This is a genomic window from Microbacterium helvum (genome assembly GCF_014779795.1).
GTDB lineage: Bacteria > Actinomycetota > Actinomycetes > Actinomycetales > Microbacteriaceae > Microbacterium > Microbacterium helvum.
Genome location: NZ_JACXZS010000009.1, coordinates 17,602 through 42,244, shown reverse-complemented (window position 1 = coordinate 42,244; position 24,643 = coordinate 17,602). Strand labels below are relative to the sequence as shown.

Sequence of the window (24,643 nt, the reverse complement as noted above, 5' to 3'; positions counted from 1 at the left end):
GGAGGGGCGAGGGAGCGAGCGAGGGCGAGGGATGCCGGGGCTCAGGCGGCGCGGACGCTCACGATGCTCGACACCGGCAGCGTGCGCTCGATGTCGGCCGCGCGGTCGCGTCCGCGCAGGCGTCCGCCGCCGAGGCCCGAGGCCTCGAGCGTGAACGCACGCTCAGACCCGTCAGGCATGCGCACGACCACGACGATCTCGGCACGCGCGCGGACGGCCTGTTCGAGCTCGCGCTCGAGCCAGCCCGCCTCGCCCGCGGCCGTGTGGCTGCGGCGCAGCGTGGCGAGCAGGCGCTCGTACGTCTGCAGCGCGGTGGTGGCCGCGGCCGATGTCGACGCTGCGGCACGGCGATGGATGGGCTCCGGGCGGCCGGACGCATCCAGCGCGATCACCGGGTAGCGGGCGTCGGCGAGGGTCCAGTAGACGGCGTCGCGCGCGACCCGCGACGACAGCCCGCCGTCGCCGTCGCCGACGAGGCCGAGGGGGCGCAGCGCCTGGTCGACGGCCATCGTGTCGAGCAGCCCCTCGTCGACGCTGTCGACCCGGGTGCGTCCGGTCGCGTCGTCGGCACGCACGCGGACCAGCCCGTGCCGCGAGGCCGTGCTCTCGATCAGGTACTCGAGGGGCTGCGGGATGCCCGTCAGCGACAGCTGAGCAAGGAACTCCCGCATCGAGGCCGCGGTCTCGCCCTCGCCCATGCCGGCGCCGAGCGACTCGGCCGTGAAGCGGTAGGTGGACGCCTGCGCCCGCGACTCGCGCAGTGCGAGCGAGCGCAGTCGCAGGTCGAGAGCGGGTGCCAGCGGTCCCGGCGCGATCGCGGTCAGGTCGGCCTGCAGATAGACCCGGTCGATCTCGGCCGGCAGGTACGGCGCCATCGTGACCGCATCCGCCCGCCCACCGATGCGAAGCACGGTCGTCCAGGCGAACTCGGTGGAGGATGACTCGTCGGGCTCGAACAGCCCCCAGCGCGTGCCGATGCGCCGCAGGCGACGCGCGCGGTCGGGCCAGTCGTCGTCGAGCGGGTATGCATCCGGCCAGGTCGAGGGTGCCGTGAACCCGCCGTCGGGGGTCCGGATGCCGCGGGGCAGCCCGGCGCGGTACCCCTCGGCGATCGCCTCCCAGCGATGCGGCGTCGTCGTCTGCAGCCACGACTCGCCCGCCTCGGTCACGACCCACTCCCGCTCACGCGCGACCGCGAGGCCGGAGTCGGCGGCCGATGCCAGCAGATCCTCGAGGTCGTCCGGCGCGGCGATGGCCCCGGCATCCACGAGCCTGCGGCGGTCCACGGCGCTGACGGCGCCGGCGCCGGTGCGACCGAGCGGGGTATGAAGGCAGGCCAGCAGCACATCGGCCAGCGACCCGGCCGTGGTGAAGGCGCGCTCGGCGGCCGCGGCGGCGGCGCGGGGCTCGGCAGCGTGCGGATCCGCGGGTGCGGGCGGCGCGGTGAAAGCGCCGGGGCGGGATGCCGCCGCCGCCGCGATCCGCTCGGCCACAGCCTCGTACGGCGCATCGTCCTGGTCGGTCAGCGAGAGGAGCGCGGCGTCACCGCCTGGGACGGCCGAACCCGCCGCCAGCGCGATGAGCTCGCCGCGGTCGAGGCGGACGAGCGCGCGATCGAGCTGCACGGGATCGAGCAGACTCTCCGCGGCGTCGAAGAAGTCGTGCCAGGCGACGTGAGGTGAGATGCCCCGGGCCGCGAGCGTCTCAGCGAGCGCGGCGTCGTCCCGTTCGGCGAGCCGCGTCGCGAGCGTGCGCGCGTCGGAGCCCACGCGTCAGCCTCCTCGGTTCGCCCGGGCCCTCCGCACGAAGCTCATGATGAGCACGGCGAGCAGCATCGCGAAGGCGACGATCGGTGCGAAGTAGACCAGCACGCCCACGACCGGCCAGACGCCGGTGTCCATCTTGGCGCCCGCCGAGGACGCGATCATGATCGCGAAGAAGCACACGATCGACAGCGCGAGCAGTCCGAGCGACATGAATGCCAGGATGCGGTCGATGCGGCGGACGGGGACGTCGCCGTCGGGTTTCGTGCTCATCCTCTCCAGCCTACCCGTCGATGCCGGCGGCACCGGCCTCCTGCGCCGGGCTCCTCGCCGCGGCTCCGCGTCGCAACGGTGCCGCGGGCAGCCTGTGCGACTAGGCTGTCTGGGTGGGGGACACGGAGCCCCCGCTTTCGTCATGCACTGTTTCGCCCGCGGCTCGCCGCGCGGCGCCCGATTCAGCGAGGTTCTCGATGCCCACCGGCAAGGTCAGGTTCTACGACGAGGAGAAGGGGTTCGGCTTCATCTCCACGGACGACGGCCAGGACGTCTTCCTGCACGCCACCGCCCTGCCCGCCGGCACGCCCGCGCCCAAGACGGGGACGCGGCTCGAGTTCGGCGTCGCCGACGGCAAGCGCGGCCCGCAGGCGCTCTCGGTGCGCGTGCTCGACGCGCCGGTGAGCCTCGCGAAGCGCTCGCGCAAGCCCGCAGACGACATGGCGATCATCATCGAGGACCTCGTCAAGCTGCTCGACGGCATCGGCGGCGACCTGCGCCGCGGCCGGTACCCCAGCGGTGCGCACGCGAGCAAGGTCGCTGCGGTCCTGCGCAAGGTGGCCGATGAGCTCGACGCCTGATCCGATCGACGCTCCTGACGCCGACGGCTCCGTCGCGACGGAAGCGCTCGCGGACGCGAGCAGCACCGTCGAGACCGACGTGACGGGTGCTGCGGAGGACGAGGCTGTCGTCGAGGTGGTCGAGGTCGAGACCGGAGTGCTCGATGCGCTGCTGGTCGACCTCGTCGAGGATGCGGTCGAGGGCGAAGCCGAGGCGGAGGAGCCCGCCGAGGTCGTCGTCATCGAGCCCGACCCGTCGCTCTTCGAGGCGCACGATCTGGCTCTGGCCGCGCTGCGCGAGATCACGACGGAGGCGTCGATCGGCGAGCCCGCGGACTACCGCGTCGAGCCCGACGGCGTCGTGTCGCTGCGGTTCGCGAACCGGCTCCCGGGGTATCCGGGATGGTTCTGGACGGTGAGTCTCGCCCGCGTCGAGGGCTCCGAGCCCACCGTGCTCGAGGTCGAGCTGCTTCCCGGCGACGGCGCGCTGCTGGCGCCCGACTGGGTGCCGTGGGCGGTGCGGCTGGCCGAGTACCACGCCGCGCAGGCGGCGCTCGCCGAAGCCGCGCACGCGGACGACGAGGCCGAGGACGACGACGAAGATGACGAGGAGGACCTCGACGACGTCGACGACCTCGACGCCGCCGACTTCGACGACGACGGCTCGCCCATCCTCCACGCCGGCGACGTCGACGGGGTCGACATCGATGTGCTCGACGCGTCCGCCGACGACGAGGACTCGGATGACGAGGAGTCCGATGACGAGGAAGAGTCGGACGACGAGGACCCGGATGACGAGGACGACTCCGACGATGAGGACGACGAAGCGGACGAGGATTACTCGGACGACACGCGGCGCTGAGGGCCGACCGAGGGCCTGAGCGTCTCGTCTCCGCACGTTCCTCGGTCCGCTCGACGAGCGCGGCGCTCGGCGACGGTGCGAAAAGGGGCGGTCCTCCGCGCCCGCAGCGCGCGGAGGACCGCCCTTCGCCGTCCCTCAGGGGTGCTGGACCGCCTTCGGGGCGGGGGAGGCCACGCGGAATCGGGCGTCCAGCAACGCCTCCTCGCGTGACGACGGGCCGACGAGCAGATCGAACTCGCCGGGTTCCACGATGCGCCGGCCGGCGGCATCCACGATCGTGCACTCCGCGACCGGCACCGAGAGCTCGACCGTCACGATCTGACCGGGTTCGAGATCGACGTGGCGGAACGCCTTCAGCTCCTTCTCTGCCCAGCTGACCGACGTGACGATGTCGCGGACGTACACCTGGACGATCTCGTGCGCGGGGCGGGAGCCCGTGTTGCGCAGCTCGATCGTCGCGCGCACCGTGTCGCCCTCGCCGAGCTCGGTGTCGACGATGCGCAGCCGGTCGTACTCCACCGTCGTGTACGACAGGCCCTCGCCGAACGCCCACGCGGGGGACTGCGTGAGGTCGGCGTAGCGGTCGCCGTGCTGGCCGCGGATCTGGTTGTAGAAGATCGGCAGCTGCCCGACGTGGCGGGCGAACGAGATCGGCAGGCGTCCGCTCGGCTCGATGAGTCCGAGCGCCAGCTCGGCGATCGCGCGACCGCCCTCCATGCCGGGCGATGCCGCCCAGATCACCGCGGACGCCCGTTCCGCCGACGGCGGCAGCACGAGGGGCTTGGACGCCATGAGCACGATCACGAACGGCGTGCCGGCATCCGCCAGCGCGTCGATCAGGGCGATCTGCCCGCCGATGAGGTCGAGGGTCGCCGTCGACCGGCCCTCGCCGACGAGCTCGATCACGTCGCCGACCACGACGACGGCGACGTCCGACGCCTGCGCGGCGGCGACCGCCTCGGCGATCAGTGCATCGTCGGGCGGCGAGGGCACCACGATCTGCGGCCGGGGCTGGCCGTCGGGGAAGAAGGCGCCGGCCGGATCCTCTTCGAGCGTCAGCACATCGGCGCCGCGCGCGTGCGTGACAGTCCAGTCCGCAGGAGCGAACGAGCGGAACCCGTCGAGCACCGTCGTGATCATGTCACGCGGCTGACCGTCGAGCCATCCGGCCTGGCCGGAGCCGCCCGCCCAGTCGCCGAGCTGGGTCTGGGCGTCGTCGGCGAGCGGTCCGATCACCGCGATACGGCGGGGGCCCGCCGCGCCGGACAGTGCCCGGCCGCCGGCATCCCCCGTGTATCCGCCGTCCAGCGGCAGCAGGCCGTCGTTGCGCAGCAGCACGAGCGAGCGGCGCGTGAGGTCGAGGTTCAGCGCGCGGTGCTCTGCGGTCGCGATCTCGCTCGCGATGCGGGCCTCGTCGGGAAGCCGCGGGTCGGCGAAGAGGCCGAACTCGAACTTGAGCAGCAGGATGCGTGAGACGGCGCGGTCCAGCGCGTCCTCGGTGAGCAGACCCTGAGCGATCGCGTCGAGCGCGCCCTGGAAGAAGCCCGGCGTCGTCATGATCATGTCGTTGCCGGCGTTGACGGCTGCGGCCGCGGCATGCGCGTAGTCGGGTTGCACGTGCTGCTCCCACACCATGCGGCCGACGTTGTCCCAGTCGGTGATGAGGGTGCCGGTGTAGCCCCACTCGCCGCGCAGCACGTCGTTGAGCAGCCAGTCGTTGATCGTGATCGGCACGCCGTCGGTGGTCTGATAGCCGATCATGAAGGTGCGGCATCCCTCCTTCGCCACGCGCTCGAACGGCGGCAGGAACCACGAGCGCAGCTTGCGTCGCGACAGATCCGCCTCGCTGGCGTCACGCCCGCCCTGCGTCTCGGAGTAGCCCGCGAAGTGCTTCGCCGTCGCGAGGATCGCCGTCGGGTCCGCCAGCCCGTCGCCCTGGTAGCCGCGCACCATCGCCGAGGCGAGTTCGCCGATGAGCACCGGGTCCTCGCCGAATGTCTCGTCGACGCGGCCCCAGCGCAGATCGCGCGCGATGCAGAGGACGGGCGAGAACGTCCAGTGGATGCCGGTGGCCGCGACCTCGACGGCGGTCGCACGTGCGACCTTCTCGACGAGCTCGGCATCCCACGACGCCGCCATGCCCAGCTGCGTCGGGAAGATGGTGGCGCCCTCCCAGAACGAGTGGCCGTGGATGCAGTCCTCGCCGACCAGCAGCGGGATCTGCAGCCGCGTCTGCAGCGTCAGCTCGCGCGCCCGCAGCACGCGCTCGGGCGAGGTGTGCAGGATCGAGCCGACGTGCTTGCGCAGCACGTGGTCGTCGAGGTCGTCGCGGGCGTCGAGCTGGAGCATCTGGCCGACCTTCTCTTCGACCGTCATGCGGCCGAGAAGGTCTGCGATGCGGTCGGCGACCGGCAGCGTCTCGTCGAGGTAGTCCGGGATGGTCGCGGTGGTCACGCGTTCTCCTGCGTCTTCGTGTTCGTGCTCGTGGTGTTCGTGCGCACGATCGTGACGGTGTCGTTCACGTTCATGCCCTTCTTCTTCATGGCGCGGGCGCGCTCACCGGCAGACCGCAGGCGCGGGTTGACGTACTCGTCGATGCCGAAGTTGATGAGCGACAGTGCGACGCCGATCGCGGCGATGCACAGGCCCGGAGGCAGGTACCACCACCACTGGTTCTGCCGGAACGCGCCCTGCGCGCTGGCCCAGTTGAGGATCGTCCCCCAGTTGTAGGTCGTGACCGGGATCACGCCGATGTACGACAGCGTGGTGAGCCCCAGGATCGCGGCGGTCACGGTGCCGACGAAGCTCGCGGCGATCAGCGCCATGAGGTTGGGAAGCATCTCGACCGTGATGATGCGCCGCATCGGCTCGCCGTTGGCGCGCGCCGCCTGGATGAAGTCGCGCGTGCGCAGCGACATCGTCTGAGCGCGCAGCACACGCGCACCCCACGCCCAGCCGATGAGTCCGAGTACGAGGGCGATGAGGATCAGCGGCGGGTCCTCGAACATCGAGGCGACGATGATGATCAGCGGAAGACCCGGGATCACGAGGAACACGTTGGTGAGGGCCGACAGGCTCTCGCTCCGCCACCCGGTGAGGTAGCCAGAGATGACGCCGATCACGATCGCGATGATCGTCGCGATGATCGCGGCGAGGAAGCCCACGACGATGACGCCGCGGGTGCCGTGGATCACCTGGCTCAGTACGTCCTCGCCGATGTGGGTGGTGCCCAGCCAGTGCTCCGCCGACGGGGGCTGGAACCGCGCCGAGTTGTTGATCTGCGTGGGCGAGTACGGCGCCAGCACGTCGGCGAAGATCGCGACGAGCACGAAGAACCCGAGGATCGACAGCCCCGCGATCGACTTGGGGTTGCGGAACATCGCGAACGCCGATCCGAGCTTCGACCAGAAGGTCGGCTTCTTGGGCGGGGTGGATGCCGCCGCCCGCGGCGTGCGGACGGTCGCGGTGGCCGGGGTGTTGGCCGGGTGCTGCCCAGCGGCGTCCGCGGTGGTGCGGTCGTTGACTGCGGTCATGGCTCAGGCCTCCGTCTGGCGGGTGCGCGGGTCGAGGAAGGCGTAGGCGACGTCGGCCAGGAGGTTCGCCAGGAGCACAGAGAGCGTGATCACCAGGAACACCCCCTGCATGAGCGCGTAGTCCTTCGCGTTGGTGGCGTCCAGCAGCAGCTTGCCGACGCCCGGGTAGCTGAACACCATCTCCATCACGATCGTGCCTCCGACGATGAAGCCGAGAGACAGCGCGAAGCTCTGGATCTGGGGGAGTACCGCATTGCGGGCGGCGTAGCGCCACAGCACGCGGTCGTTCGGCATGCCCTTGGCCTGCGCCACCATGACGTAGTCCTCGTCGAGGACCGTCAGCATCATGTTGCGCATGCCGAGCATCCAGCCGCCGAGCGAGGCGATGATGATCGTCGCCGCGGGGAGGAACCCGTGGTGGATGACTTCGCCGATGAACTCGAACGACCACTCGGGCGTGACGCCGACGCCGTATGCCTTGCCGATGGGGAACCACCCGAGGTTCACCGAGAAGAGGGCGATCGCGAGCAGGCCCAGCCAGAAGTACGGGATCGTGCTCAGGAACGTGGTGATCGGGATGAGGGCGTCCAGGCGGCTGCCGCGCCGCCATCCGACGATCGCGCCGCCGATGGTGCCGATGGCGAACGCCACGAGCGTGGCGAAGCCCACGAGCCCGACCGTCCACGGCAGCGCCTGGCTGATGACCTCGGTCACCGGCCGCAGGCCGTGCAGGAGCGAGACGCCGAGGTCGCCGTGCAGCAGCAGGTTCCAGTACTCGAAGTACTGCTGCAGGAGCGACTTGTCGGTGTCGAGGCCGAGCAGCGCCCGCAGAGCCTCGGCCGCCTCGGGACTCACGTTGCGGTTGCGTGCCAGATACTGGTCGACCGCGTCGCCCTTCATCATGCGCGGCACGAAGAAGTTGATCGTGATGGCCGCCCAGAGCGTGAACAGGTAGAACAATGCGCGGTTGCCGAGGAAGCGCCAAGGGATGCGTCCGCGTCCCTGGACGGCGGTCGTGGCGGTCGTCCCGGCCGAGATGGCGTCGGGTTCCTGGGGCGGGAGCGACGAGTCGATGGCGGTCACTGTGCACCTCCGAGGATGCCGGACGAGGCGAAGAACTTGTCGGGGTCGGGTGAGGCCGCCCGCAGTTCCTGCGTGTAAGGGTTCTGGGGTCGGAGGATCACGTCGTCTGCCGTGCCGCTCTCGACGATGCGGCCCTGGTTGAGCACGATGATCTCGTCGCTGAAGTGGCGGGCCGTGGCGAGGTCGTGCGTGATGTAGAGCACGCCGAGACCGTGCTCGTGCTGCAGGTCCGAGAGGAGGTTCAGCACGCTCATCCGGATCGACACATCCAGCATCGACACGGGCTCGTCGGCCACGAGCAGGTTCGGCCGGGAGGCGAGGGCGCGGGCGATGGCCACGCGCTGCCGCTGGCCCCCGGACAGCTCGTGCGGGCGCCGGTCGATGACGGCGCCCGCGTCGAGGCGGACGCGCTCGAGCAGCCGGTGCACCTCGTCGTCGACCTGGTCGCGCGGCACGATGTGGTCCAGGCGCAGCGGACGCTCGAGGTGGTAGCGGATGGTGTGGTACGGGTTCAGCGACGCGAAGGGGTCCTGGAACACCATGCGGAGCTTCTGACGGTAGGCCCGCAGCTCCTTCCCGCGGCGGGGGATCGGCACGCCGTCGAGGCGCACCTCGCCGCTGGTCGGCGTCTCGAGCTGGGTGAGGATCTTGGCGATGGTCGACTTGCCGCTGCCGGACTGGCCGACGAGACCGATGATCTGACCGGATTCGAGCGTGAAGCTCACGTCGTCGAGGGCTTTGATCTGGCCGGCGCCGCGTACCGAGTACGCCTTCGTGACGCCGTCGAATTCGAGGACGGTCATCGTGAGACCACCCCTCTCTCTGCGGTGAGCCGCGTCTCTGCCGTGAGACGCGGGAAGGACGACAGCAGGGTCTTCGTGTAGTCGTCCTTGGGCTGGGTCCAGATGCGTTCGGCGGTGTCGAGCTCGACGATCTCGCCGTGGCGCATGATGGCGATCCGGTCGCTGATCTCAAGGAGCAGGGGCAGATCGTGGGTGATGAAGATGACGGAGAAGCCGAACTCGTGCCGCAGCTGGGAGATCTGGCGGAGGATCTCGCGCTGGACGAGCACGTCGAGCGCGGTGGTCGGCTCATCCATCACCATCAGCTGGGGGCGCAGCGCCAGCGCCATGGCGATCATGACGCGCTGGCGCATGCCGCCCGACAGCTCGTGCGGGTAGGAGCGGTAGCGCTGCGCGCCGACCTTGACGATCTCGAGCAGCTCGACGACGGCATCGCGCCGCTCGGAGCCCGACATCCCCGGCCGGTGCACCTCGAACACGTCCTCGAGCTGCGAGCCGATCGTGGCGACCGGGTTGAGAGCGTTCATCGCACCCTGGAAGACCATGGAGATCTTGTCCCAGCGGAAGCGGCGCATCTCTTCGACGTCGAGGGCGTTGATGTCGATGTCCTCGCCCGAGGCGTCGTGGAACATGACGGAGCCGCTCGTGATGACGGCGGGTGCCTTCAGCAGGCGCTGGACGCCGTAGGCGAGGGTGGTCTTGCCGCAGCCGCTCTCGCCGGCGAGGCCGAGGATCTCGCCGCGGTGGAGTTCGAGGGTGACGTGCTTGACGGCTTCGACGGGGGGATCGACGTCGTACTCGACGGAGAAGTCGTTGATGGACAGCAGCGGGTCGTTCATCGGTGCAGGGTTCGCTTTCTAGAGGCCTCACGTGGCAGGCGGGGCGGATGCATCGGGATGCACCCGCCCCGCCTGTCGTCGCAGATCAGCTGGCGGGCTTCAGCTTCGTCAGGATCTGAACCACCGCGGGCTGCGTCGGGTCAGCCGACGCGTACTGGTCCTCCTCCGAGGGCCAGCCCACGTAGTTGCGGGTGTTGAACTCGCCCAGCAGCGGGTGCGAGCCGAGCGGGATCGCCGGCACGTCCGTGGCGAATGCCTTCTCCATGACGGCGACGGCGGCTGCGCGCTCCTCGTCCGACGAGGTGTTCGCGTACGTGTTGAGCGCCTCGGTGACGGCCGGGTTGTCGTAGCGGCCGAAGTTGAACTGCGCCTTGCCGTCGACGATCCACTTCGGGTCCATCGTGGAGGTGTAGAGGCCGTAGGCGTTGCCGGTGTCCTCCAGCCAGTGGATGATCATGTCGAACGTACCCTCCTGGCGCGCGGCGTCCCAGCCGCCCCAGTCGGGCTGGTCGACCTTGACGTCGATGCCGAGGCCCTCGCCGAGCTCCTCGGCGATGAGCGCCTGCTCGGTGTTCCAGTCGCTCCAGCCGGCCGGAACCGAGATCGAGAACGAGACCGCCTCGCCGGACGGGTCGATGAGCTTCTCGTCCTTCCAGGTGTAGCCCGCGTCCGTGAGGATCTGCTTGGCCTTGTCGACGTCGACGCTGTAGACGTCGCCCTCGTACTCGGCGTCGATCTCGTCGGCCAGCAGGTCGCCGAGGCCGGTGACGCTCCAGATCGGCGTGCTCGCGCCCTCACGCGCCACGTCCACGTATGCCTGACGGTCGACCGTCCACGCGATCGCCTGACGCAGCGCGGGGTCGTTGAACGGCTTCTGCTGCAGGTTCATGAACAGCGTGCCGGCGCCCGCGGTCGGCGAGGCCAGGAACTTGTTGTTCTCGTCCGCGGCGAGGAAGCTGTCCTGGATCTGCGGGATGAACGCCTGCGCCCAGTCCGCCTCCTCCGAGACGAGTGCCGTGGTCAGCGCCGCGTTGTCGCCGTAGGACACGTAGTGCAGCTCGGGGACCGCGAGGTCGCCGCCCCAGTAATCGGGGTTGGCCGTCAGGTTCACGGACTCCGTCGTCCAGCTGTCGAGCACGTACGGTCCGGTGCCGACGGCCATGCCCTCGCCGGTCAGCGGGTCGGTGTTGGGGTCGTCGATGTTCTCCCAGATGTGCTTCGGGACGATCGGCGTGTGCAGCACGCGCGCCTGCGCCGTGTACTTCGAGTCGGCGAACTTCAGGACCACGGTGTCGCCGTCCGACGTCGCGCTCTCGAGGTTGAGGGCCGACGTGTCGTTGAGCTTGCCGTCGATGTACATGTTGAACGTGAAGACGATGTCGTCGGCGGTGAAGTCCTCGCCGTCGCTCCACTTCACGTCCGCGCGGGGGACGACGGTCAGCTCGGTGTAGTCGTCGTTCCACTTGACCGACTCGGCCAGCCACGGGGTGGTGCCGAGGTCGCCCGTGGGGTTCACGAGGGCGAGCGGCTCGAAGATGACCTTCGCGTAGCCGTACTTCGAAGCGGACGAGTCGCCGAGGTAGGGGTTGTGCGACTCGGTGGTGATCGCACCGTCCGGCTTGGCGATCGTGAGCGCCGCGCCCGACGAGTCGCCGTCGTTGTCGCCGCTGCCACCGGCGCAGCCGGTGAGCACCAGCGCGGCGGCGACGCCCACTGCGGCGAGGGTAGTTCTGAGCCTCATTGCTTCTCCTTGGTGTTGGCACGACATCGTGTCTCCCCGGAGGGTAGACGACGCTGTCAGGGTGATTGCCTGATGAACTTACAATCAAGTAAGTAATCTTTGCAAGTAGGCTTCATCCGCGACCGCGATCGGCCGTGGATAAACTCGCATACGCCGGCTCATGCGCCCGGAAAAGCGGATGAGAAGGGGGTCACCGATGGCTGGTCAGAGACGGCAGCCGCGCTCACGACCCGAGACGCTCGCGCGCCGGCGCGACATCCTCGACGCCGCGGTCGAGACCTTCGGCAGCAAGGGATTCGCCGGCGGCACGCTGCAGGAGATCGCCGATCAGGTGGGGATGACGCACGCCGGGATCCTGCATCACTTCGGCTCGAAGGATCAGCTGCTGATCGAGGTCCTGCAGCATCGCGACGACACGGACGTCGCGGACCTGGAGGGGCAGCACATCCCCGACGGCATGCCGCTGTTCCGACACCTCGTGCGCACCGCGTTCGTCAACGCCCATCGCGCCGGCATCGTGCAGGCTTACGCCGTGCTGTCGGCAGAATCCGTGACCGACGGCCACCCCGGCCGCGAGTTCTTCGAGAAGCGGTACACCACGCTGCGCTCCGAGGTCGCGCACGCCTTCGAGGTCGTGTGCGCCGAGCGCGGCGTCACCGAGCCTGAGACGGTCGGCCTCGCCTCTGCCAGCATCCTCGCCGTCATGGACGGGCTTCAGGTGCAGTGGCTGCTGGCTCCCGATGCCGTCGACCTCGCCCGCGCGTCCGAGTTCGCGATCGAGGCCATCGTGTCGGCCGTGCTGACGCCGCAGCCGTCGCCCCTCGCCGAGCCGGCCTCGAGCGCGCACGCATGAGAAGAGGGTGGATGCCTCGGCGCGAGGCATCCACCCTCTCCCTTCCGCTTCTTCAGCCCAGACGCTCGACCGTGTAGTCGATGCAGCGGATCAGCTGGCGCACGTCGTCGGGCTCGATCGAGACGAACGTCGCGATGCGCAGCTGGTTGCGGCCGAGCTTGCGGTACGGCTCGGTGTCGACGATGCCGTTGGCGCGCAGGCTCTTGGCCACGGCGGCCGCGTCGACCGACTCGTCGAAGTCGATCGTGACGACGACGGGGGAGCGGTCGGCGGCGTCCGCCACGAACGGCGTCGCAGACGAGGCTGCTTCAGCCCAGTCGTACAGCGCCTGCGACGATTCGCGGGTGCGGGCGTCGGCCCACTGCAGCCCGCCGTTGCCGTTGATCCACGACACCTGTTCGTTCAGCAGGAACAGCGTCGCGAGCGCGGGCGTGTTGAGGGTCTGGTTCAGGCGCGAGTTGTCGACGGCCTGCTTGAGGCTCAGGAACTCGGGGATGTAGCGGCCCGAGGCGGCGATGCGCTCGATGCGCTCGATCGCCGCGGGCGAGACGATCGCGAACCACAGCCCGCCGTCCGAGCCGAGGTTCTTCTGCGGCGCGAAGTAGTAGACGTCGGCCTCGTGCACCGAGAAGTCGATGCCGCCGGCGGCGCTCGTCGCGTCGATGACGGTGAGGGCGCCTTCGTCGCCGTGCACGCGCTGCACCGGGGCCGACACGCCGGTCGAGGTCTCGTTGTGCGGCCAGGCGTACACGTCGACGTCCTCGACGGCCTCGGCGACGGTGCGGGTTCCGGCGGGCACTTCGCGCACGTCGGGGGCTTCGAGCCAGGGGGCTCCGGCCGCCTTGGCGAACTTGCCGCCGAACTCGCCGAACACGAGGTTCTGCGCGCGCTTGTCGATGAGGCCGAACGAGGCGGCGTCCCAGAAGGCGGTCGAGCCGCCGTTGCCGAGGATGACCTCGTACCCGGTGGGGGCGCGGAACAGCTCACGCAGCCCGGCGCGGACGCTGCCCACGAGGTCCTTGACCGGCGCCTGGCGGTGCGATGTGCCCATCAGGGCCGCGCCGCGCCCGGCGAGGGCGTCGAGGTGGGCGGGGATGATCTTCGACGGGCCGCACCCGAAGCGTCCGTCGGCGGGCAGGATCTCTCGGGGAAGCTCGATGTGCGCCATGGATCGATTCTAGAGACGCGCCGTGCGCGCTCCGACCGCGTGACGGACGGGGCGGGCGGGCGCCAGGCCGTTCGTCAGAACCCGGATAAGGCGAGCAGGTCGACGTCGGGGGCGGGATCGGTGGCGAGCCGGGCGTGGGTCTCGGTGTCGAACCGCTCGGACCCGTACCGCAGCTTCTGACGCTCGACGCCCTCGGCGAGGAACCCTGCACGCGTCGCGAAGCCGCAGGACGCGGGGTTGTTCACCCGGTGGCCGAGCTCGAGGCGGAACAGGCCGAGCTCGCCGAAGCCGTGCGCAGCGATCGTCGCCGCCGCGCGGGCGGCCAGTCCACGGCCCCGCGCGTCCGTTCCCAGCCAGTAGTACACCCAGCCGATGTCGTTCACCCGGTCGAGGCTGCTGATCCCGACGTTGCCCACCGCGCGACCGTCGACGACGATCGCGGCATTCACGCGCTCGCGCGAGGGTGCGAGGCGGCGCGCGATGAAGTCCCGGGACTCGCTCTCGGTCGCAGGAGTCGACGGGCCCAGCTGCCGCTCCAGATCCGGGCTGGTGGCGACGGCGTCCTGCAGGGCTGCCGCGTCGTCGAGGGACCAGGGGCGCAGCAGGACGGGCATCCCTCGATCCTGCCATCGGCGCGTGATCCGGAAGCGAGCGGATGCCGGCGGCCGGTGCCCGCGGCCGGCCTCGGTGTCGGGGGCAGAGGATAGGCTGGCCTTTGCCCCTTGAGAACTGAGGACACCGCGATGACCGACCTGATCGACACCACCGAGATGTACCTGCGCACGATCCTCGAGCTCGAAGAGGAGAACATCGTTCCGCTGCGGGCGCGCATCTCGGAGCGCCTGGGTCACTCGGGGCCGACCGTGTCGCAGACGATCGGTCGCATGGAGCGGGACGGACTGGTCGTCGTGTCGGAGGACCGCACCCTCGAGCTCACCGACGCCGGCCGCCAGAAGGCCGTCGACGTGATGCGCAAGCACCGGCTCGCCGAGCGCCTGCTGTCGGACGTCATCGGACTGGACTGGGCCTACGTGCACGACGAGGCCTGCCGGTGGGAGCACGTCATGAGCGAGCAGGTCGAGCGCCGCCTCGTCGAGCTGCTCGGCCACCCCACCGAGTCGCCGTACGGCAACCCGATCCCCGGCCTCGATCAGCTGGGCGATGTTCCTGCCACCCAGTTCGAACAGGGCGTCGTGGGGCTCGTCCGTCGCCTGAACGACGCCGGCGAGCCGATCACCGGCACCGTGCGCCGCCTGGCCGAGCCCGCGCAGGTCGACCCCGAGCTGCTGCAGCAGCTGAAGGGCGCCGGCGTCGTGCCGGGCGCCATCGGCGACTACCGCTTCAACGAGGGCTACGTGCTCGTGCAGATGCACGGCAACGACGGGGGCCTCGAGCTCCCGGTCGAGGTCGCGTCGCACATCTTCCTGGTGGACGAAGCCCGCTGATCAGGTGGTCCTCGCGGCTCGTGCCGGCGGCATCCAGAGGTTTGCCAGGCGCGTAGCGTGACAGAATCGTGACCTTCGGGTAGCCTCGAACAGTCCACCAGGCGAGAAGCCCGCCGACCGGACCCCGCGTGGATCGCCTCACCGGCTCGTCGTCCCCGCGGTGCAAAGTCGCGCGACGTGTCCCGACGCGTCCGCCCTCACGCAACCCGACGAGCCAGGCGCCCCGGCGCAGAGGCGCCGGAGGACAGTTTGGCTGAAGAGATCGAGTCGCCCGCGAACGGACCCGAGCACGACGCGACGAATCAGACCCGTCGCGCGCGCGCACGCAGCACCGCTCCCGCCGGCCGACCGCGCAGCACCGTCGCGCGCGCGAAGTCTGCACCGGCGACGACGGCGCCCGCATCCGCCCGTCCGGCCGCGAAGAAGGGGCGCGTCGCGAAGCCGCTGCGCAGTCTCGTGATCCTGAGCATGGTGGGCGGCCTCGTCGCCACCGTGGCGCTGCCGGCCTTCGCCGCAGGCGCAGCGAAGGACGGCGAGAACCCCGTCACGCTGCAGCAGATGGCGATGGACGAGCCGCAGACGTTCGTGGCGGCATCAGATGCCACCAACCAAGAGCTCTCTCGTGACAGCTACTCGGCGACCACCGCCGAAGAGATCGAGAAGAAGAAGGCGGCCGAAGCGGCCGCAGAGCGCGCGCGCGAGGCCGCGAAGCGTGCGTCGACGGCATCCGTCGGCGCCAACATCGCCCTCACCTCTCCCGGCACCGGCGAAGTGCGCTGGCCGCTCACCAACTTCAAGAAGGGCCGCGGTCTGTGGGACTCCGGCTACCACCAGGGCGTCGACCTGCTCACGTCGTGCGGTCAGCCCATCTACGCCACGGCAGCAGGCGTCGTCAAGGTCTCGCAGGAGAGCTACGGCGGCTACGGCGTCGCCGTCTCGATCGACCACGTCCTCGGCGGTCAGCGGGTCAACTCGCTGTACGGCCACATGACCTACGGCTCACGCCAGGTGAAGGTCGGCCAGTCGGTCGAAGCCGGCCAGCTGATCGGCCTCGTCGGCAGCACCGGAAGCTCGACGGCCTGCCACACCCACTTCGAGATCCACATCAACGGCTCGGTCGTCGACCCGTGGGCCTGGCTGCAGGCCAACGCCGGCTGAGCCCTTCGAAGCCTGCCTGCACCACAGCAGAACCGATGCCCTGCGCCCGAGGCGCGGGGCATCCGTTCGTCGACACGCCACGCGGAGTTCACGTCCCGCATGGCCCTCGCTGTCGGCTGGGTGCGTTACCCTGATCCCGACGCTGAGAGAGCGGAGGGAGCCGATGGGCTGCACACCACGCATCCGAACCATGGATGCGCTTGGACGCCTCGTCCTTCGGCATTGCACGAGTGGATGCCGCGGCACTGCCGTGGCGCCAGGGCGCTGTCTGTAGACAGCGCCTTTTTTCATGCCCTTCCGTCCTTGATCGTCACGTGATTCGAATCACCGGAAAGCCGTTCCGGCCGTTCGAGAGGATGATCGATGCGCACACTGGTGCTGAATGCAGGTTACGAGCCGCTCGCGGTCGTGTCGTTCAAGCGGGCCCTGGTGCTCGTGATGAACGAGAAGGCCACCGTGGTCGAGCACACCGAGACGGATCCGGTGTGGGGAACCAGGCGCGCGTATGAACGCCCGGCCGTGATCATCCTCACCCGGTACGTGCGGGTGCCAGGCGGGCGTCACATCCCGGTCACTCGGCGAGGAGTGCTGCGGCGCGACAACCACCACTGCGCGTACTGCGGCAAATCGGCATCCACGATCGACCACGTGCTGCCCCGCTCGCGCGGCGGCGCCGACTCGTGGGAGAACCTCGTCGCGTGCTGTCTGCGCTGCAACAACGTGAAGGGCGACCGCACCCCGCAAGAGATGGGCTGGGAGCTGCGATTCACGCCGCGTCCGCCGCGCGGCGCGCAGTGGACGGTGCGCGGCACCGAGCGCACCGATCCGCGGTGGGAGCCGTATCTGACCCTCGCCGCGTGACGCGCGGGGCTCGGCCGCGGGTCAGCCGCGGTCGAGGACGCGCAGCCAGCGGGTCAGGATCGGCTCGAGCGCTGCACTGTCGTCCGCGCCCAGTTCTTCGAGGATGCTGCGCTCGTTGGCCAGGTGCGCGGCGATCGCCCCGTCGATGAGTCGCACGCCCTCGGGGGTGAGGCGCACGAGGCGCTTTCGCGCGTCGGATGCTTCCGCCCGCCGTTCGACGAGCCCACGGGCTTCGAGGCGGTCGTCGGGCTGGCCGGCGTGGTGGTCATGCTCGGGTTCGATGTCGACGGTGTCGACGCCTGGGGAGTGGCGGCCTCGCTCGGCGCGATGGTGGCATCGTCGATCGGGTTCGTGCTCACCTCGCGGTGGGGTGCGGACGTCCCGGCGCTGCCGATGACGGCCTGGCAGCTGATCGGCGGGTCGGTCGTCCTGCTGCCGGTGGCGATCCTCGTCGAGGGCGCGCCGCCGGCGCTGACGACGCAGTCCGCGATCGGATTCGCGTACCTGACTCTCGTCGCCACCGCACTGGCGTACGTCGCGTGGTTCTCGGGACTGCGGCGTCTGACCCCCGGGGTCGTGGGCGTCGTCGGACTCCTCAACCCCGTCACCGGCGTCGTGCTGGGCGTCGCCGTCGCAGGGGAGGCGTTCGGCGCGCCGCAGATCGTCGGCGTCCTGCTCGTGCTGACGGGGATCGTGCTCGGCGCGCTGCCGCCGCGCCGAGAGCGACCGCCGCATGCCGAGCCCGCCGAGCCCGCCGAGACGAAAGAGCCCGCCGACACGGCAGAGCCCGCCGAGACGAAAGAGCCCATGCCGTCCCCAACGTGAGCGGTCGCCTCGACCGCACTCCCGCCTCGGCGGATCGACCGGGCTACGGCCTGCGTCGGAGCCGTGGCCGCGGGCGAGCCGGGGGCACCGGCGCAGCGGCGACCGCCGTGCCGACCGTGCCCGTCAGCTCGCCGATCCCCTCGACGACCATCCGCACCTCGTCGCCCTCGCGCAGCGGCGCCGGGGTGAGACCTCCGTTTCGCCCCCACAGCTCGCCGAGGCATCCACCGTTGCCCACGGTGCCGCTGCCGAGCACATCGCCGGGCACCACGCACGAGTTGCGCGAGGCGTACGCGACGAATTCGGGGAACGGCCACCCTGCGTTCGAGACGAGGTCTTCGCCGACGCGATCGCCGTTGACGTACACCTCCGCGCGGATCGCCAGGAACCCGTCGGCGTCGAGGAAGGGCTCCAGTTCGTCCGCGGTGACGATCCACGGACCGAGCGCCGTGCCGAAGTCCTTGCCCTTGGCGGGCCCGAGACGCACCTTCATCTCTCGGCCCTGCAGATCCCGTGCCGACCAGTCGTTCATGATCGTGTAGCCGAAGATGACATCTCGCGCGTCTTCGACCGTGAGATCGGACCACCGGTTCGTCGACCCGGCCGATCCGCCGACGATGAGGGCGACCTCCAGCTCGAAGTCCAGCCGGTCGGTCACCGGCGGGTGCAGCACGTCGCCCGGGCCGAGGATCGTGTGCGGGTTGGTGAAGTAGAACGTCGGCGCCTGGTACCACTCCTCGGCCACGTGGCTCTTGCCTTCCACGCCCGCGCTCACGCCCTCGACATGCTCCTCGAACGCGACGAAGTCACGGACGGATGCCGGCACGAGCGGCGCCAGCAGCCGCACATCGGCCAGCGCCTGGCCCGCGTCCTCGCCGACACGGGCGAAAGCCGCGCGTGCGGCATCCACTCCACCGGCCAGCACGTCCGCGACCGTCAGTCCGTCGGGGAACGAGACGACACGCGCGCCGATGACGAAGCCTTCGCCGACGACACCGCGGTGGTCCCAACGGGCGATCCTCATGGTCTCTCCTTGTTCTCTCGATCACGCATGGCAGGTGAGCGGGCGGCCGCCGTTGTAGTCGTACATGTCCTGCCACGCGGCGGCGACATCGGGTTCTGTGCCGTCGACCTCCGCGATCGCGCGGTGGAGGTTGCCCACGATGCGCTCCTGCTCGGCGAGGTCGCCGAACCGTCCGAGATCGAGCGCGCGCGCCGCGGCGAGGGGGGACAGGCCCCGGGCGTGCGCGTCGGCGGCGGCGTCGATGAGGAAGCGGAGGTACTCCGCGACCGGCTCGAGCAGTTCGGGCCCGCCGACGGGACCATGCCCGGGGACGACGACCGCCGGCTGGAGCGCGGACATCTGCTGCAGGGCGCGCAGCCACCCGGCGGGCGACCCCGACAGCGCGAACGGCATGCCGCCGTGGAACACGAGGTCACCCGTGAACAGCACGCGCTCCGCCGGGAGCCACACGTAGGAGTCGCCCGTCGTATGGGCCGCCGTCCCCGGATGCCGGATCTCGAGGGGGCGCGAGCCGGGATCGATCGTCAGCGTGTCGTCGTACACGATCGTCGGGATGCGAGGTCGGGCATCGCCCTGCTCGAAGGGGCTGAAGATGTGCGGCGCGAGCCGGTGAGGAGCGCTCAGATCCTCGGCGACCCTGCGGTGCGCGACGACCTCTGCGTCCGGAAGGAGCGAGGTGCCGTTGCAGTGGTCGGGGTGGGCGTGGGTCAGCACGATCCGGCGGAGGGGGAGCGCCGTGGCGTCGGACGCCGCACGGAGGTACGTCTTCGTGCGCGCCTCGGTCGAGGTCATGTCGACGCTGGTCGCCGCGTCCTCGCCCGCGATGAGGCCCATGTTGTTGATCATCCATCCGCCGTCCGGCTGGATGTACGCCCAGACCCCGTCGGCCAGGCGCTGAAGCTGCGGAGTGTCGGTCACGCGGCCGCCTCCTTCGTGAAGCGCGGCAGCGTGAGAAGGATCACCGCGGCGACGACCATCATGGATGCCGCGACCACGAGGGGGATGCTGTAGCTGCCGGTGGCGTCGAACGTGAAGCCGGCCACGACCGGTCCGAAGGCGCTGCCGATCATGAAGACGCTGTACACGATGCTGTACAGGATGCCGAATGCGCGGGGACCGAGGTACCGCGAGCTGAGGTAGCCCATGAGGTCGATCTCGGCGCCGAAGCCGATGCCGATGAGCAGTGCGGTCAGGGGCGCGACCGCGGGGCCGGCCCACAGCAGCAGCAGACAGCCGAGTGCCGCGGCGAGGAAGAGCGGTACGGCGACATACGTCGCGTAGAACCTGTCGAACAGCCAGCCGATGACCGGCCGCGCGATCACCGTCCCCACGCCGACCAGCGAAGAGAGGAAGGCGGCGCGCACGGGGTCGACGCCCGAGTCGATGAGCAGGGGCACGAAGTGCGGCACCATCGTCAGCAGCGCCCACCCGAGCAGGAAGAACACGATGCACAGGCTCCAGAAGGCGCGGGTGCGCAGCGCCTCGGGCACGGAGAGGCCGGGCAGCGTCGAGCGGTCCACGGCGGCGACGGACGCGGGCGCGCTGAGGCGCGCGAAGAAGAGCAGCACGAACGGCAGTGCGCCGAGCAGCGCCATCGTCAGATAGGCGGCACGCCAGCCGTCTGCGGCGATGACGGTCCCCATGAGGGGCGGAAGCACGAGCCCTGCCGCTCCCAGACCGCCCGCCACGATGCCCAGTGCGATGCCGCGACGCCGGTCGAAGGCGTCGATGACCGCCTTCGAATAGGTCACGGCCGAGGTCCCCGCGCCCAGCACGCCGGCGAGCGCATAGAACGCGAGGAACGTCGCGAGGCTGGAGGTGAAGACGCTCAGCATCACCAGCACGACGACGAAGAGCGGGATCGAGATCATCGAGACGCGCTTGACCCCGAACCGATCGAGGAACCTGCCGACGAAGGGGAGTGCTGCGGCGAGCCCGAGCGAGCTCACGAGGGATGCCAGGTTGATCTCGCCCCGGCCCCAGCCGAACTCCTCCTGCAGCGGGACGACCATCGTGCCGAGGATGTAGCCGAGCGAGCTGAGCCCGACCCCGGCGCCGACCGCACCGAAGACGACGGTGGGCCAGCCCCTTCGGAATTCGCTCGGGGCGGCGCCCTGCGCCGCGGTGTCTGAGGTGATCGTCTCGGCCATGAGAGTTCTTCCTTCAACGGTGAAGTCGGGTGCGCCTCGGGCGGGCGCCGGATGCTCCATGCTGTCAACGCAGTACTATTCATGCAATGTCGAGATGAGCATGGATGATATCCATGCCGTGGATAGGTGAGTGCTGTGCCGTCGTTCGATCTCAACCTGCTGCGCCCGCTGCTCGTGCTGTTGGAGGAACGCAACGTGACCCGCGCGGCGGAGCGGCTGCACCTGAGCCAGCCGGCCACCAGCGCCGCCCTCGCTCGTCTGCGAAAGCACTACGACGACGACCTGCTCGTGCGGGTGGGCCGCACGATGCAGCTCACTCCGTTCGCGCGGGACCTGCTTCCTGCCGTGGATCGAGCGATCGCTGAGCTCGGGCCGGTGATCGACCGCAAGGAGTCCTTCGATCCGGCCGCGACGGAACGGCGGTTCGTGATCGGGGCGACGGACTACATGACGGCGATCCTGGCCGGGCCGCTGCTGCGGATGCTGGCGCGCGAGGCGCCCGGTGTGTCGATCGACTTCGTCCCTCAGCCGGAGCGCGACGGCACGCTCGGTCCCTACAGCAGGCTGGACGTGATCGTCGGTCCGGTGGGGTTCAACATCCCGGGCCGGAGTCAGGAGCTGTTCACCGACGATTTCGTGCTCATCGCCGACCCCGCCAACGCGACGCTGACGGATCGGGAGCCGACGGTCGCGCAGCTGGCGGAGCTTCCGCACGCGATCGCCTACCTCAACGATCCGGATCATGACAACGTCCAGGACCTGCTCCGCCGGGCGGGCATCGATCATCTCGTCGGTGCGCGTCTGTTCGGTCTCGCCGCCCTTCCGCTCCTCGTCTCGGGTACCGAGATGGTCGCCCTCGTCCCGCGGATGCTGGCGGCCAAGGCTTCGCGCACGCTCGCGCTGGCGATCTTCGAGCTTCCCGAGGGGACGACGATCCCCATGACGGAGCGTGTCTTCTGGCATCCGCGCGATGAGGAGGACGCGGCCATCCGCTGGCTGCGCGAGGTGCTGGTGCGCACGGTGCCGACATTGTCGCGAGACCCCAGCGGTCCGCCGCCTCGTCGGCTGCGGATGCGGTGACGGCTCGCTGAAGTCTCGAACATAACTGTCGGAAGTGCAGGGTAGCCTCGTTCCCATCGATTGAAGTGCTAGAACATCTGTTCTAACATGAAGTGATGGGGGCGATCGTGCAGCTCATTGATTCGGTCAGCTCTACTGACTCAGCCCATGCCGTCGCGACGCTGCGGGCGCAGCTCGAACGCGTGCAAGGGCGTCGGCTGGACGCCCCGGTGCTGCCTGTGCTGCCGGCGCTGGCCTCGCTGCTTCCCGGCGGCGGGTTGCGTCCCGGTGCCGCCTACTCCCTGCCGCGCTCGACGTCGGTGCTGCTGGCCCTGCTCGCCCAGCCGTCGCAGTCCGGTTCCTGGTGCGGCGTGATCGGTCTGCCGCGGCTCGGCGCCGAAGCGGCCGAAGGCCTGGGTGTCGATCTGTCGCGTCTCGTGCTCATCCCCGATCCCGGCGCACGGTGGCTCGCGGTCACTTCGACCGTCGCCGAGGTGCTGCCGGTGGTCGCCGTGAGGCCGATGGGCCGTGCGGCCGACGGCGAGATCGCACGTCTGGCTGCCCGGCTGCGCGATCGGGGCGCGGTGCTGCTCGTGCAGGGGCCCTGGCCGCAGGCCGAGGCGGTGCTCGAGGTCGGCGAGCCGGCGTGGCAGGGCGTCGGCCGCGGCCATGGGTATCTCTCCGGTCGCGAGGTGACGATCACCTCGTCGAGTCGGCGCTGGCCGCGGTCGCGGCGGGCGCGCGTGATGCTTCCGGATGCCCTGGGGCACGTGTCGGCCGTGCCCGAGCGGATGCGGCCTCTGCAGCAGATGGGCGCGGTCGAGCCGTTGCGGCAGGTCAGGGACGACGCCGTCCTCGCCAGGGCGGTGGGGTGACATGGCACCCGGAACGCCGGTCCGGAGCCTCGTGCTGTGGTTTCCCGACTGGCCGGTCACGGCGATCGCACGTGAGGCCGGCACTGCGGTGGAGCCGGACGCGCCGGAGGTGCGGCATCCACTCGCCGTCGTGGAGCGCAATCTCGTCGTCGCGTGCTCGGCGTCGGCGCGCGCGGACGGTGTGCGGCGCGGGCAGCGGCGACGGGACGCGCAGGCGCGCTGCCCCGGTCTGAGGGTGGTGGCGGCGGACGAGGCACGGGATCACCGGGCGTTCGCACCGGTGGTGTCGCTGATCGAGGAGCGGGCGCCGGGCGTGCAGCTGGTGCGGCCGGGGCTGTGCGCGCTGCACGCCCGCGGACCGGCGCGGTACTACGGCGGCGAGGTGGCGGCGGCGCGGGTGCTGCTGGAGATGCTGCGCGATCACGGGCTCGACGGGGTGCGGGCGGGGATCGCCGACGGGCCGTTCACCGCCGAGCAGGCGGCGCGCGGGGGGACGAGCGCGGCCGATCCGGTGTTCGTGGTGCCGGCCGGGGGAGCGGCGGGGTTCCTCGCGCCGCTGTCGGTCTCGGTGCTGGATGCGGCGCCTGGTGGGCCGCCGTCCGCAGGCAGGGACGGCGCGGCCGATCTGGTCGGGCTGCTGGCGCGGCTCGGCGTGCAGACCTTGGGCGGGTTCGCCGAGATGGACCCCGACCGGGTGCGCGAGCGGTTCGGCGAGCGGGGGGTGAGGCTGCACGCTCTCGCGGCGGGTCGCGACTCGAGGCCCGTGCAGCCGCGGACCCCGCCTCCGGAGCTGCAGCGCGAGGTCGCGTTCGAGCCGCCGCTCGAGATCGCCGACCAGGTGGCGTTCGCGATGCGCGTCACCGCCGATGACTTCGTCTCGGGTCTGGGTGCGCTGGACCTCGTGTGCACCGAGCTGCGCGTCGAGCTGGTCGGCGACCGGGGGGAGCGCAGCGAACGGGTGTGGCTGCATCCCGGTTCGTTCGATGCGCCGGCGATCGTGGACCGGGTGCGCTGGCAGCTTGCCGAGGATGTGGGAGCGGGGGATGCCGGCGGCCCTGGTGGTCCCGGCGGCCCTCGTGGTCCCGGCGGCCCTCGTGATCCAGAGGGCACAGTGGTCCGCGGGCTGCGCAGCGGGGTCGCGCTGGTGCGGATCTCGCCCGAGGCGGTGGATGCGGCATCCCACCACGCTCCGGCGCTGTTCGGCGGGGGTCCCGAGCAGCGGGTGCACCACGCGCTGTCGCGCGTGCAGGCGATGCTGGGGCATCGCGGCGTGCTCACTCCCGTCATCGGGGGCGGGCGGTGGCTGGCCGAGCGGCAGGTGCTCGTGCCCTGGGGAGACAGGGATGCGCGCGACAAGGACGCGCGCGATCGCCGCACCGGTGCGCGCGGCCCGGGTGCCACGGGTGCGGGCGGCCTCGCGGCGCAGCGCGCGCGGCCGTGGCCGGGGAGCCTGCCCGACCCGCTGCCGACGACGGTGTTCGCCGATCCGGTGCCGGTCGACGTGCGGGCATTGGGCGGCGAGCTCGTCGACGTGGACGAGCGGGGTACGGTGTCGGCCGTGCCCGCGTTCCTCACCGAGAGCGGTCGGCGGCGGGCGATCGAGGCGTGGGCGGGACCCTGGCCGGTCGTCGAGCGGGGATGGGATGCCGCACGCTCGCGCCGTGCCTATCGCTTCCAAGTGGTCGACGCCGACGGGAGCGCGTGGCTGCTGGTGTGCGACGGCGACCTCTGGACCGCGGAGGCGACGTATGACTGAATCGCAGCGACT

Annotated in this window: 24 protein-coding genes; 10 read left to right on the top strand and 14 right to left on the bottom strand. The window is 70.5% G+C overall.

Features of this window, described 5'->3' with window-relative positions; genetic code table 11:
* Nucleotides 1-41: 41 nt before the first annotated feature.
* Both IF188_RS20595 and IF188_RS13730 read right to left on the bottom strand, forming a co-directional pair.
* Nucleotides 42-1,769: a helicase-associated domain-containing protein gene (locus tag IF188_RS20595; RefSeq protein ID WP_191172375.1), complete on the bottom strand. Its 1,728-nt coding sequence runs from the start codon at nt 1,767-1,769 to the stop codon at nt 42-44.
* A gap of 3 nt (nt 1,770-1,772) precedes the next feature.
* Complete coding sequence (locus IF188_RS13730) at nt 1,773-2,036, bottom strand: multidrug ABC transporter ATPase (RefSeq protein ID WP_191172374.1); 264 nt, start codon at nt 2,034-2,036, stop codon at nt 1,773-1,775.
* A 197-nt stretch (nt 2,037-2,233) separates the two neighbouring features.
* Here IF188_RS13730 and IF188_RS13725 point away from each other — a divergent pair, with 197 nt between their 5' ends.
* Nucleotides 2,234-2,617: a cold-shock protein gene (locus IF188_RS13725; RefSeq protein WP_191172373.1), complete on the top strand. Its 384-nt coding sequence runs from the start codon at nt 2,234-2,236 to the stop codon at nt 2,615-2,617.
* Nucleotides 2,601-3,458: a DUF3027 domain-containing protein gene (locus IF188_RS13720; RefSeq protein WP_191172372.1), complete on the top strand. Its 858-nt coding sequence runs from the start codon at nt 2,601-2,603 to the stop codon at nt 3,456-3,458. Before IF188_RS13725 ends, IF188_RS13720 begins: the two co-directional genes overlap by 17 nt.
* A gap of 135 nt (nt 3,459-3,593) precedes the next feature.
* On the opposite strand, the gene IF188_RS13715 is transcribed toward IF188_RS13720, so the two are convergent.
* The 6 genes from IF188_RS13715 to IF188_RS13690 form a co-directional block, all read right to left on the bottom strand.
* On the bottom strand, nt 3,594-5,912 hold the full coding sequence (locus tag IF188_RS13715; protein ID WP_191172371.1) for an exo-beta-d-1,3/1,6-glucosidase: 2,319 nt from the start codon (nt 5,910-5,912) through the stop codon (nt 3,594-3,596).
* Entirely contained in the window at nt 5,909-6,991 is a 1,083-nt protein-coding gene (locus tag IF188_RS13710; protein WP_191172370.1) for an ABC transporter permease, read from the bottom strand. Before IF188_RS13710 ends, IF188_RS13715 begins: the two co-directional genes overlap by 4 nt.
* Nucleotides 6,992-6,994: 3 nt before the next feature.
* The gene (locus IF188_RS13705; RefSeq protein ID WP_191172369.1) at nt 6,995-8,074 is read right to left on the bottom strand and encodes an ABC transporter permease; all 1,080 of its coding nucleotides are present in this window, start codon (nt 8,072-8,074) and stop codon (nt 6,995-6,997) included.
* Nucleotides 8,071-8,877 (bottom strand): ABC transporter ATP-binding protein, encoded by an 807-nt coding sequence (locus tag IF188_RS13700; protein ID WP_191172368.1) that lies wholly within the window; start codon nt 8,875-8,877, stop codon nt 8,071-8,073. Before IF188_RS13700 ends, IF188_RS13705 begins: the two co-directional genes overlap by 4 nt.
* Nucleotides 8,874-9,716, bottom strand: a complete 843-nt coding sequence (locus IF188_RS13695) for an ABC transporter ATP-binding protein (protein ID WP_191172367.1) — start codon at nt 9,714-9,716, stop codon at nt 8,874-8,876. The genes IF188_RS13700 and IF188_RS13695 overlap by 4 nt, the downstream gene beginning before the upstream one ends.
* Nucleotides 9,717-9,801: 85 nt before the next feature.
* Nucleotides 9,802-11,457 (bottom strand): ABC transporter substrate-binding protein, encoded by a 1,656-nt coding sequence (locus IF188_RS13690; RefSeq protein ID WP_191172366.1) that lies wholly within the window; start codon nt 11,455-11,457, stop codon nt 9,802-9,804.
* 196 nt (nt 11,458-11,653) lie between these two features.
* Between IF188_RS13690 and IF188_RS13685 the strand changes: the two genes are divergently transcribed.
* Entirely contained in the window at nt 11,654-12,310 is a 657-nt protein-coding gene (locus tag IF188_RS13685) for a TetR/AcrR family transcriptional regulator (protein ID WP_191172365.1), read from the top strand.
* Nucleotides 12,311-12,362: 52 nt separating this feature from the next.
* Here the strand turns inward: IF188_RS13685 and serC are convergent, their stop codons facing one another.
* Both serC and IF188_RS13675 read right to left on the bottom strand, forming a co-directional pair.
* Nucleotides 12,363-13,478, bottom strand: coding sequence for a phosphoserine transaminase (gene serC, locus IF188_RS13680; RefSeq protein ID WP_191172364.1), 1,116 nt, complete (start codon nt 13,476-13,478; stop codon nt 12,363-12,365).
* A 74-nt stretch (nt 13,479-13,552) separates the two neighbouring features.
* Nucleotides 13,553-14,092, bottom strand: a complete 540-nt coding sequence (locus IF188_RS13675) for a GNAT family N-acetyltransferase (protein WP_191172363.1) — start codon at nt 14,090-14,092, stop codon at nt 13,553-13,555.
* Between the two features lie 129 nt (nt 14,093-14,221).
* Between IF188_RS13675 and IF188_RS13670 the strand changes: the two genes are divergently transcribed.
* From IF188_RS13670 to IF188_RS13660, 3 genes are all read left to right on the top strand, one after another.
* Complete coding sequence (locus IF188_RS13670; RefSeq protein ID WP_191172362.1) at nt 14,222-14,923, top strand: metal-dependent transcriptional regulator; 702 nt, start codon at nt 14,222-14,224, stop codon at nt 14,921-14,923.
* 249 nt (nt 14,924-15,172) lie between these two features.
* Nucleotides 15,173-16,081, top strand: a complete 909-nt coding sequence (locus IF188_RS13665) for a M23 family metallopeptidase (RefSeq protein WP_191172361.1) — start codon at nt 15,173-15,175, stop codon at nt 16,079-16,081.
* Nucleotides 16,082-16,444: 363 nt separating this feature from the next.
* Entirely contained in the window at nt 16,445-16,942 is a 498-nt protein-coding gene (locus IF188_RS13660; protein WP_191172360.1) for an HNH endonuclease, read from the top strand.
* 21 nt (nt 16,943-16,963) lie between these two features.
* Here the strand turns inward: IF188_RS13660 and IF188_RS13655 are convergent, their stop codons facing one another.
* Entirely contained in the window at nt 16,964-17,119 is a 156-nt protein-coding gene (locus IF188_RS13655) for a hypothetical protein (RefSeq protein WP_191172539.1), read from the bottom strand.
* A gap of 90 nt (nt 17,120-17,209) precedes the next feature.
* Between IF188_RS13655 and IF188_RS13650 the strand changes: the two genes are divergently transcribed.
* Nucleotides 17,210-17,767 (top strand): DMT family transporter, encoded by a 558-nt coding sequence (locus IF188_RS13650; protein ID WP_224751883.1) that lies wholly within the window; start codon nt 17,210-17,212, stop codon nt 17,765-17,767.
* Between the two features lie 43 nt (nt 17,768-17,810).
* On the opposite strand, the gene IF188_RS13645 is transcribed toward IF188_RS13650, so the two are convergent.
* From IF188_RS13645 to IF188_RS13635, 3 genes are read right to left on the bottom strand one after another with little or no spacing between them, the layout of a single operon-like run.
* A complete protein-coding gene (locus IF188_RS13645) occupies nt 17,811-18,791 on the bottom strand; it encodes a fumarylacetoacetate hydrolase family protein (RefSeq protein WP_191172359.1) in 981 nt (326 codons plus the stop codon).
* A gap of 21 nt (nt 18,792-18,812) precedes the next feature.
* Nucleotides 18,813-19,709 (bottom strand): MBL fold metallo-hydrolase, encoded by an 897-nt coding sequence (locus tag IF188_RS13640; protein ID WP_318152880.1) that lies wholly within the window; start codon nt 19,707-19,709, stop codon nt 18,813-18,815.
* Nucleotides 19,706-20,941 carry an MFS transporter gene (locus tag IF188_RS13635; protein ID WP_191172358.1) on the bottom strand — a complete coding sequence of 412 codons (1,236 nt, stop codon included), beginning with the start codon at nt 20,939-20,941 and terminating at the stop codon, nt 19,706-19,708. The genes IF188_RS13640 and IF188_RS13635 overlap by 4 nt, the downstream gene beginning before the upstream one ends.
* A 135-nt stretch (nt 20,942-21,076) precedes the next feature.
* On the opposite strand from IF188_RS13635, the gene IF188_RS13630 reads away from it, so the two are divergent.
* The 3 genes from IF188_RS13630 (at nt 21,077) to IF188_RS13620 (ending at nt 24,631) form a co-directional block, all read left to right on the top strand.
* Nucleotides 21,077-22,021 carry a LysR family transcriptional regulator gene (locus IF188_RS13630; RefSeq protein ID WP_191172357.1) on the top strand — a complete coding sequence of 315 codons (945 nt, stop codon included), beginning with the start codon at nt 21,077-21,079 and terminating at the stop codon, nt 22,019-22,021.
* Between the two features lie 95 nt (nt 22,022-22,116).
* Nucleotides 22,117-22,875: a hypothetical protein gene (locus IF188_RS13625; protein WP_191172356.1), complete on the top strand. Its 759-nt coding sequence runs from the start codon at nt 22,117-22,119 to the stop codon at nt 22,873-22,875.
* Between the two features lies 1 nt (nt 22,876).
* Nucleotides 22,877-24,631 carry a Y-family DNA polymerase gene (locus tag IF188_RS13620; RefSeq protein ID WP_191172355.1) on the top strand — a complete coding sequence of 585 codons (1,755 nt, stop codon included), beginning with the start codon at nt 22,877-22,879 and terminating at the stop codon, nt 24,629-24,631.
* Nucleotides 24,632-24,643: the final 12 nt, after the last annotated feature.

Coding starts and splice junctions, on each gene's coding strand:
- IF188_RS13730 (WP_191172374.1), bottom strand. CDS start 2,036: ATGAGCACGAAACCCGACGGCGACGTCCCCGTCCGCCGCATCGACCGC.
- IF188_RS13725 (WP_191172373.1), top strand. CDS start 2,234: ATGCCCACCGGCAAGGTCAGGTTCTACGACGAGGAGAAGGGGTTCGGC.
- IF188_RS13720 (WP_191172372.1), top strand. CDS start 2,601: ATGAGCTCGACGCCTGATCCGATCGACGCTCCTGACGCCGACGGCTCC.
- IF188_RS13710 (WP_191172370.1), bottom strand. CDS start 6,991: ATGACCGCAGTCAACGACCGCACCACCGCGGACGCCGCTGGGCAGCAC.
- IF188_RS13700 (WP_191172368.1), bottom strand. CDS start 8,877: ATGACCGTCCTCGAATTCGACGGCGTCACGAAGGCGTACTCGGTACGC.
- IF188_RS13695 (WP_191172367.1), bottom strand. CDS start 9,716: ATGAACGACCCGCTGCTGTCCATCAACGACTTCTCCGTCGAGTACGAC.
- IF188_RS13690 (WP_191172366.1), bottom strand. CDS start 11,457: ATGAGGCTCAGAACTACCCTCGCCGCAGTGGGCGTCGCCGCCGCGCTG.
- IF188_RS13685 (WP_191172365.1), top strand. CDS start 11,654: ATGGCTGGTCAGAGACGGCAGCCGCGCTCACGACCCGAGACGCTCGCG.
- serC (WP_191172364.1), bottom strand. CDS start 13,478: ATGGCGCACATCGAGCTTCCCCGAGAGATCCTGCCCGCCGACGGACGC.
- IF188_RS13675 (WP_191172363.1), bottom strand. CDS start 14,092: ATGCCCGTCCTGCTGCGCCCCTGGTCCCTCGACGACGCGGCAGCCCTG.
- IF188_RS13670 (WP_191172362.1), top strand. CDS start 14,222: ATGACCGACCTGATCGACACCACCGAGATGTACCTGCGCACGATCCTC.
- IF188_RS13660 (WP_191172360.1), top strand. CDS start 16,445: ATGCGCACACTGGTGCTGAATGCAGGTTACGAGCCGCTCGCGGTCGTG.
- IF188_RS13650 (WP_224751883.1), top strand. CDS start 17,210: ATGCTCGGGTTCGATGTCGACGGTGTCGACGCCTGGGGAGTGGCGGCC.
- IF188_RS13645 (WP_191172359.1), bottom strand. CDS start 18,791: ATGAGGATCGCCCGTTGGGACCACCGCGGTGTCGTCGGCGAAGGCTTC.
- IF188_RS13635 (WP_191172358.1), bottom strand. CDS start 20,941: ATGGCCGAGACGATCACCTCAGACACCGCGGCGCAGGGCGCCGCCCCG.
- IF188_RS13625 (WP_191172356.1), top strand. CDS start 22,117: ATGGGGGCGATCGTGCAGCTCATTGATTCGGTCAGCTCTACTGACTCA.
- IF188_RS13620 (WP_191172355.1), top strand. CDS start 22,877: ATGGCACCCGGAACGCCGGTCCGGAGCCTCGTGCTGTGGTTTCCCGAC.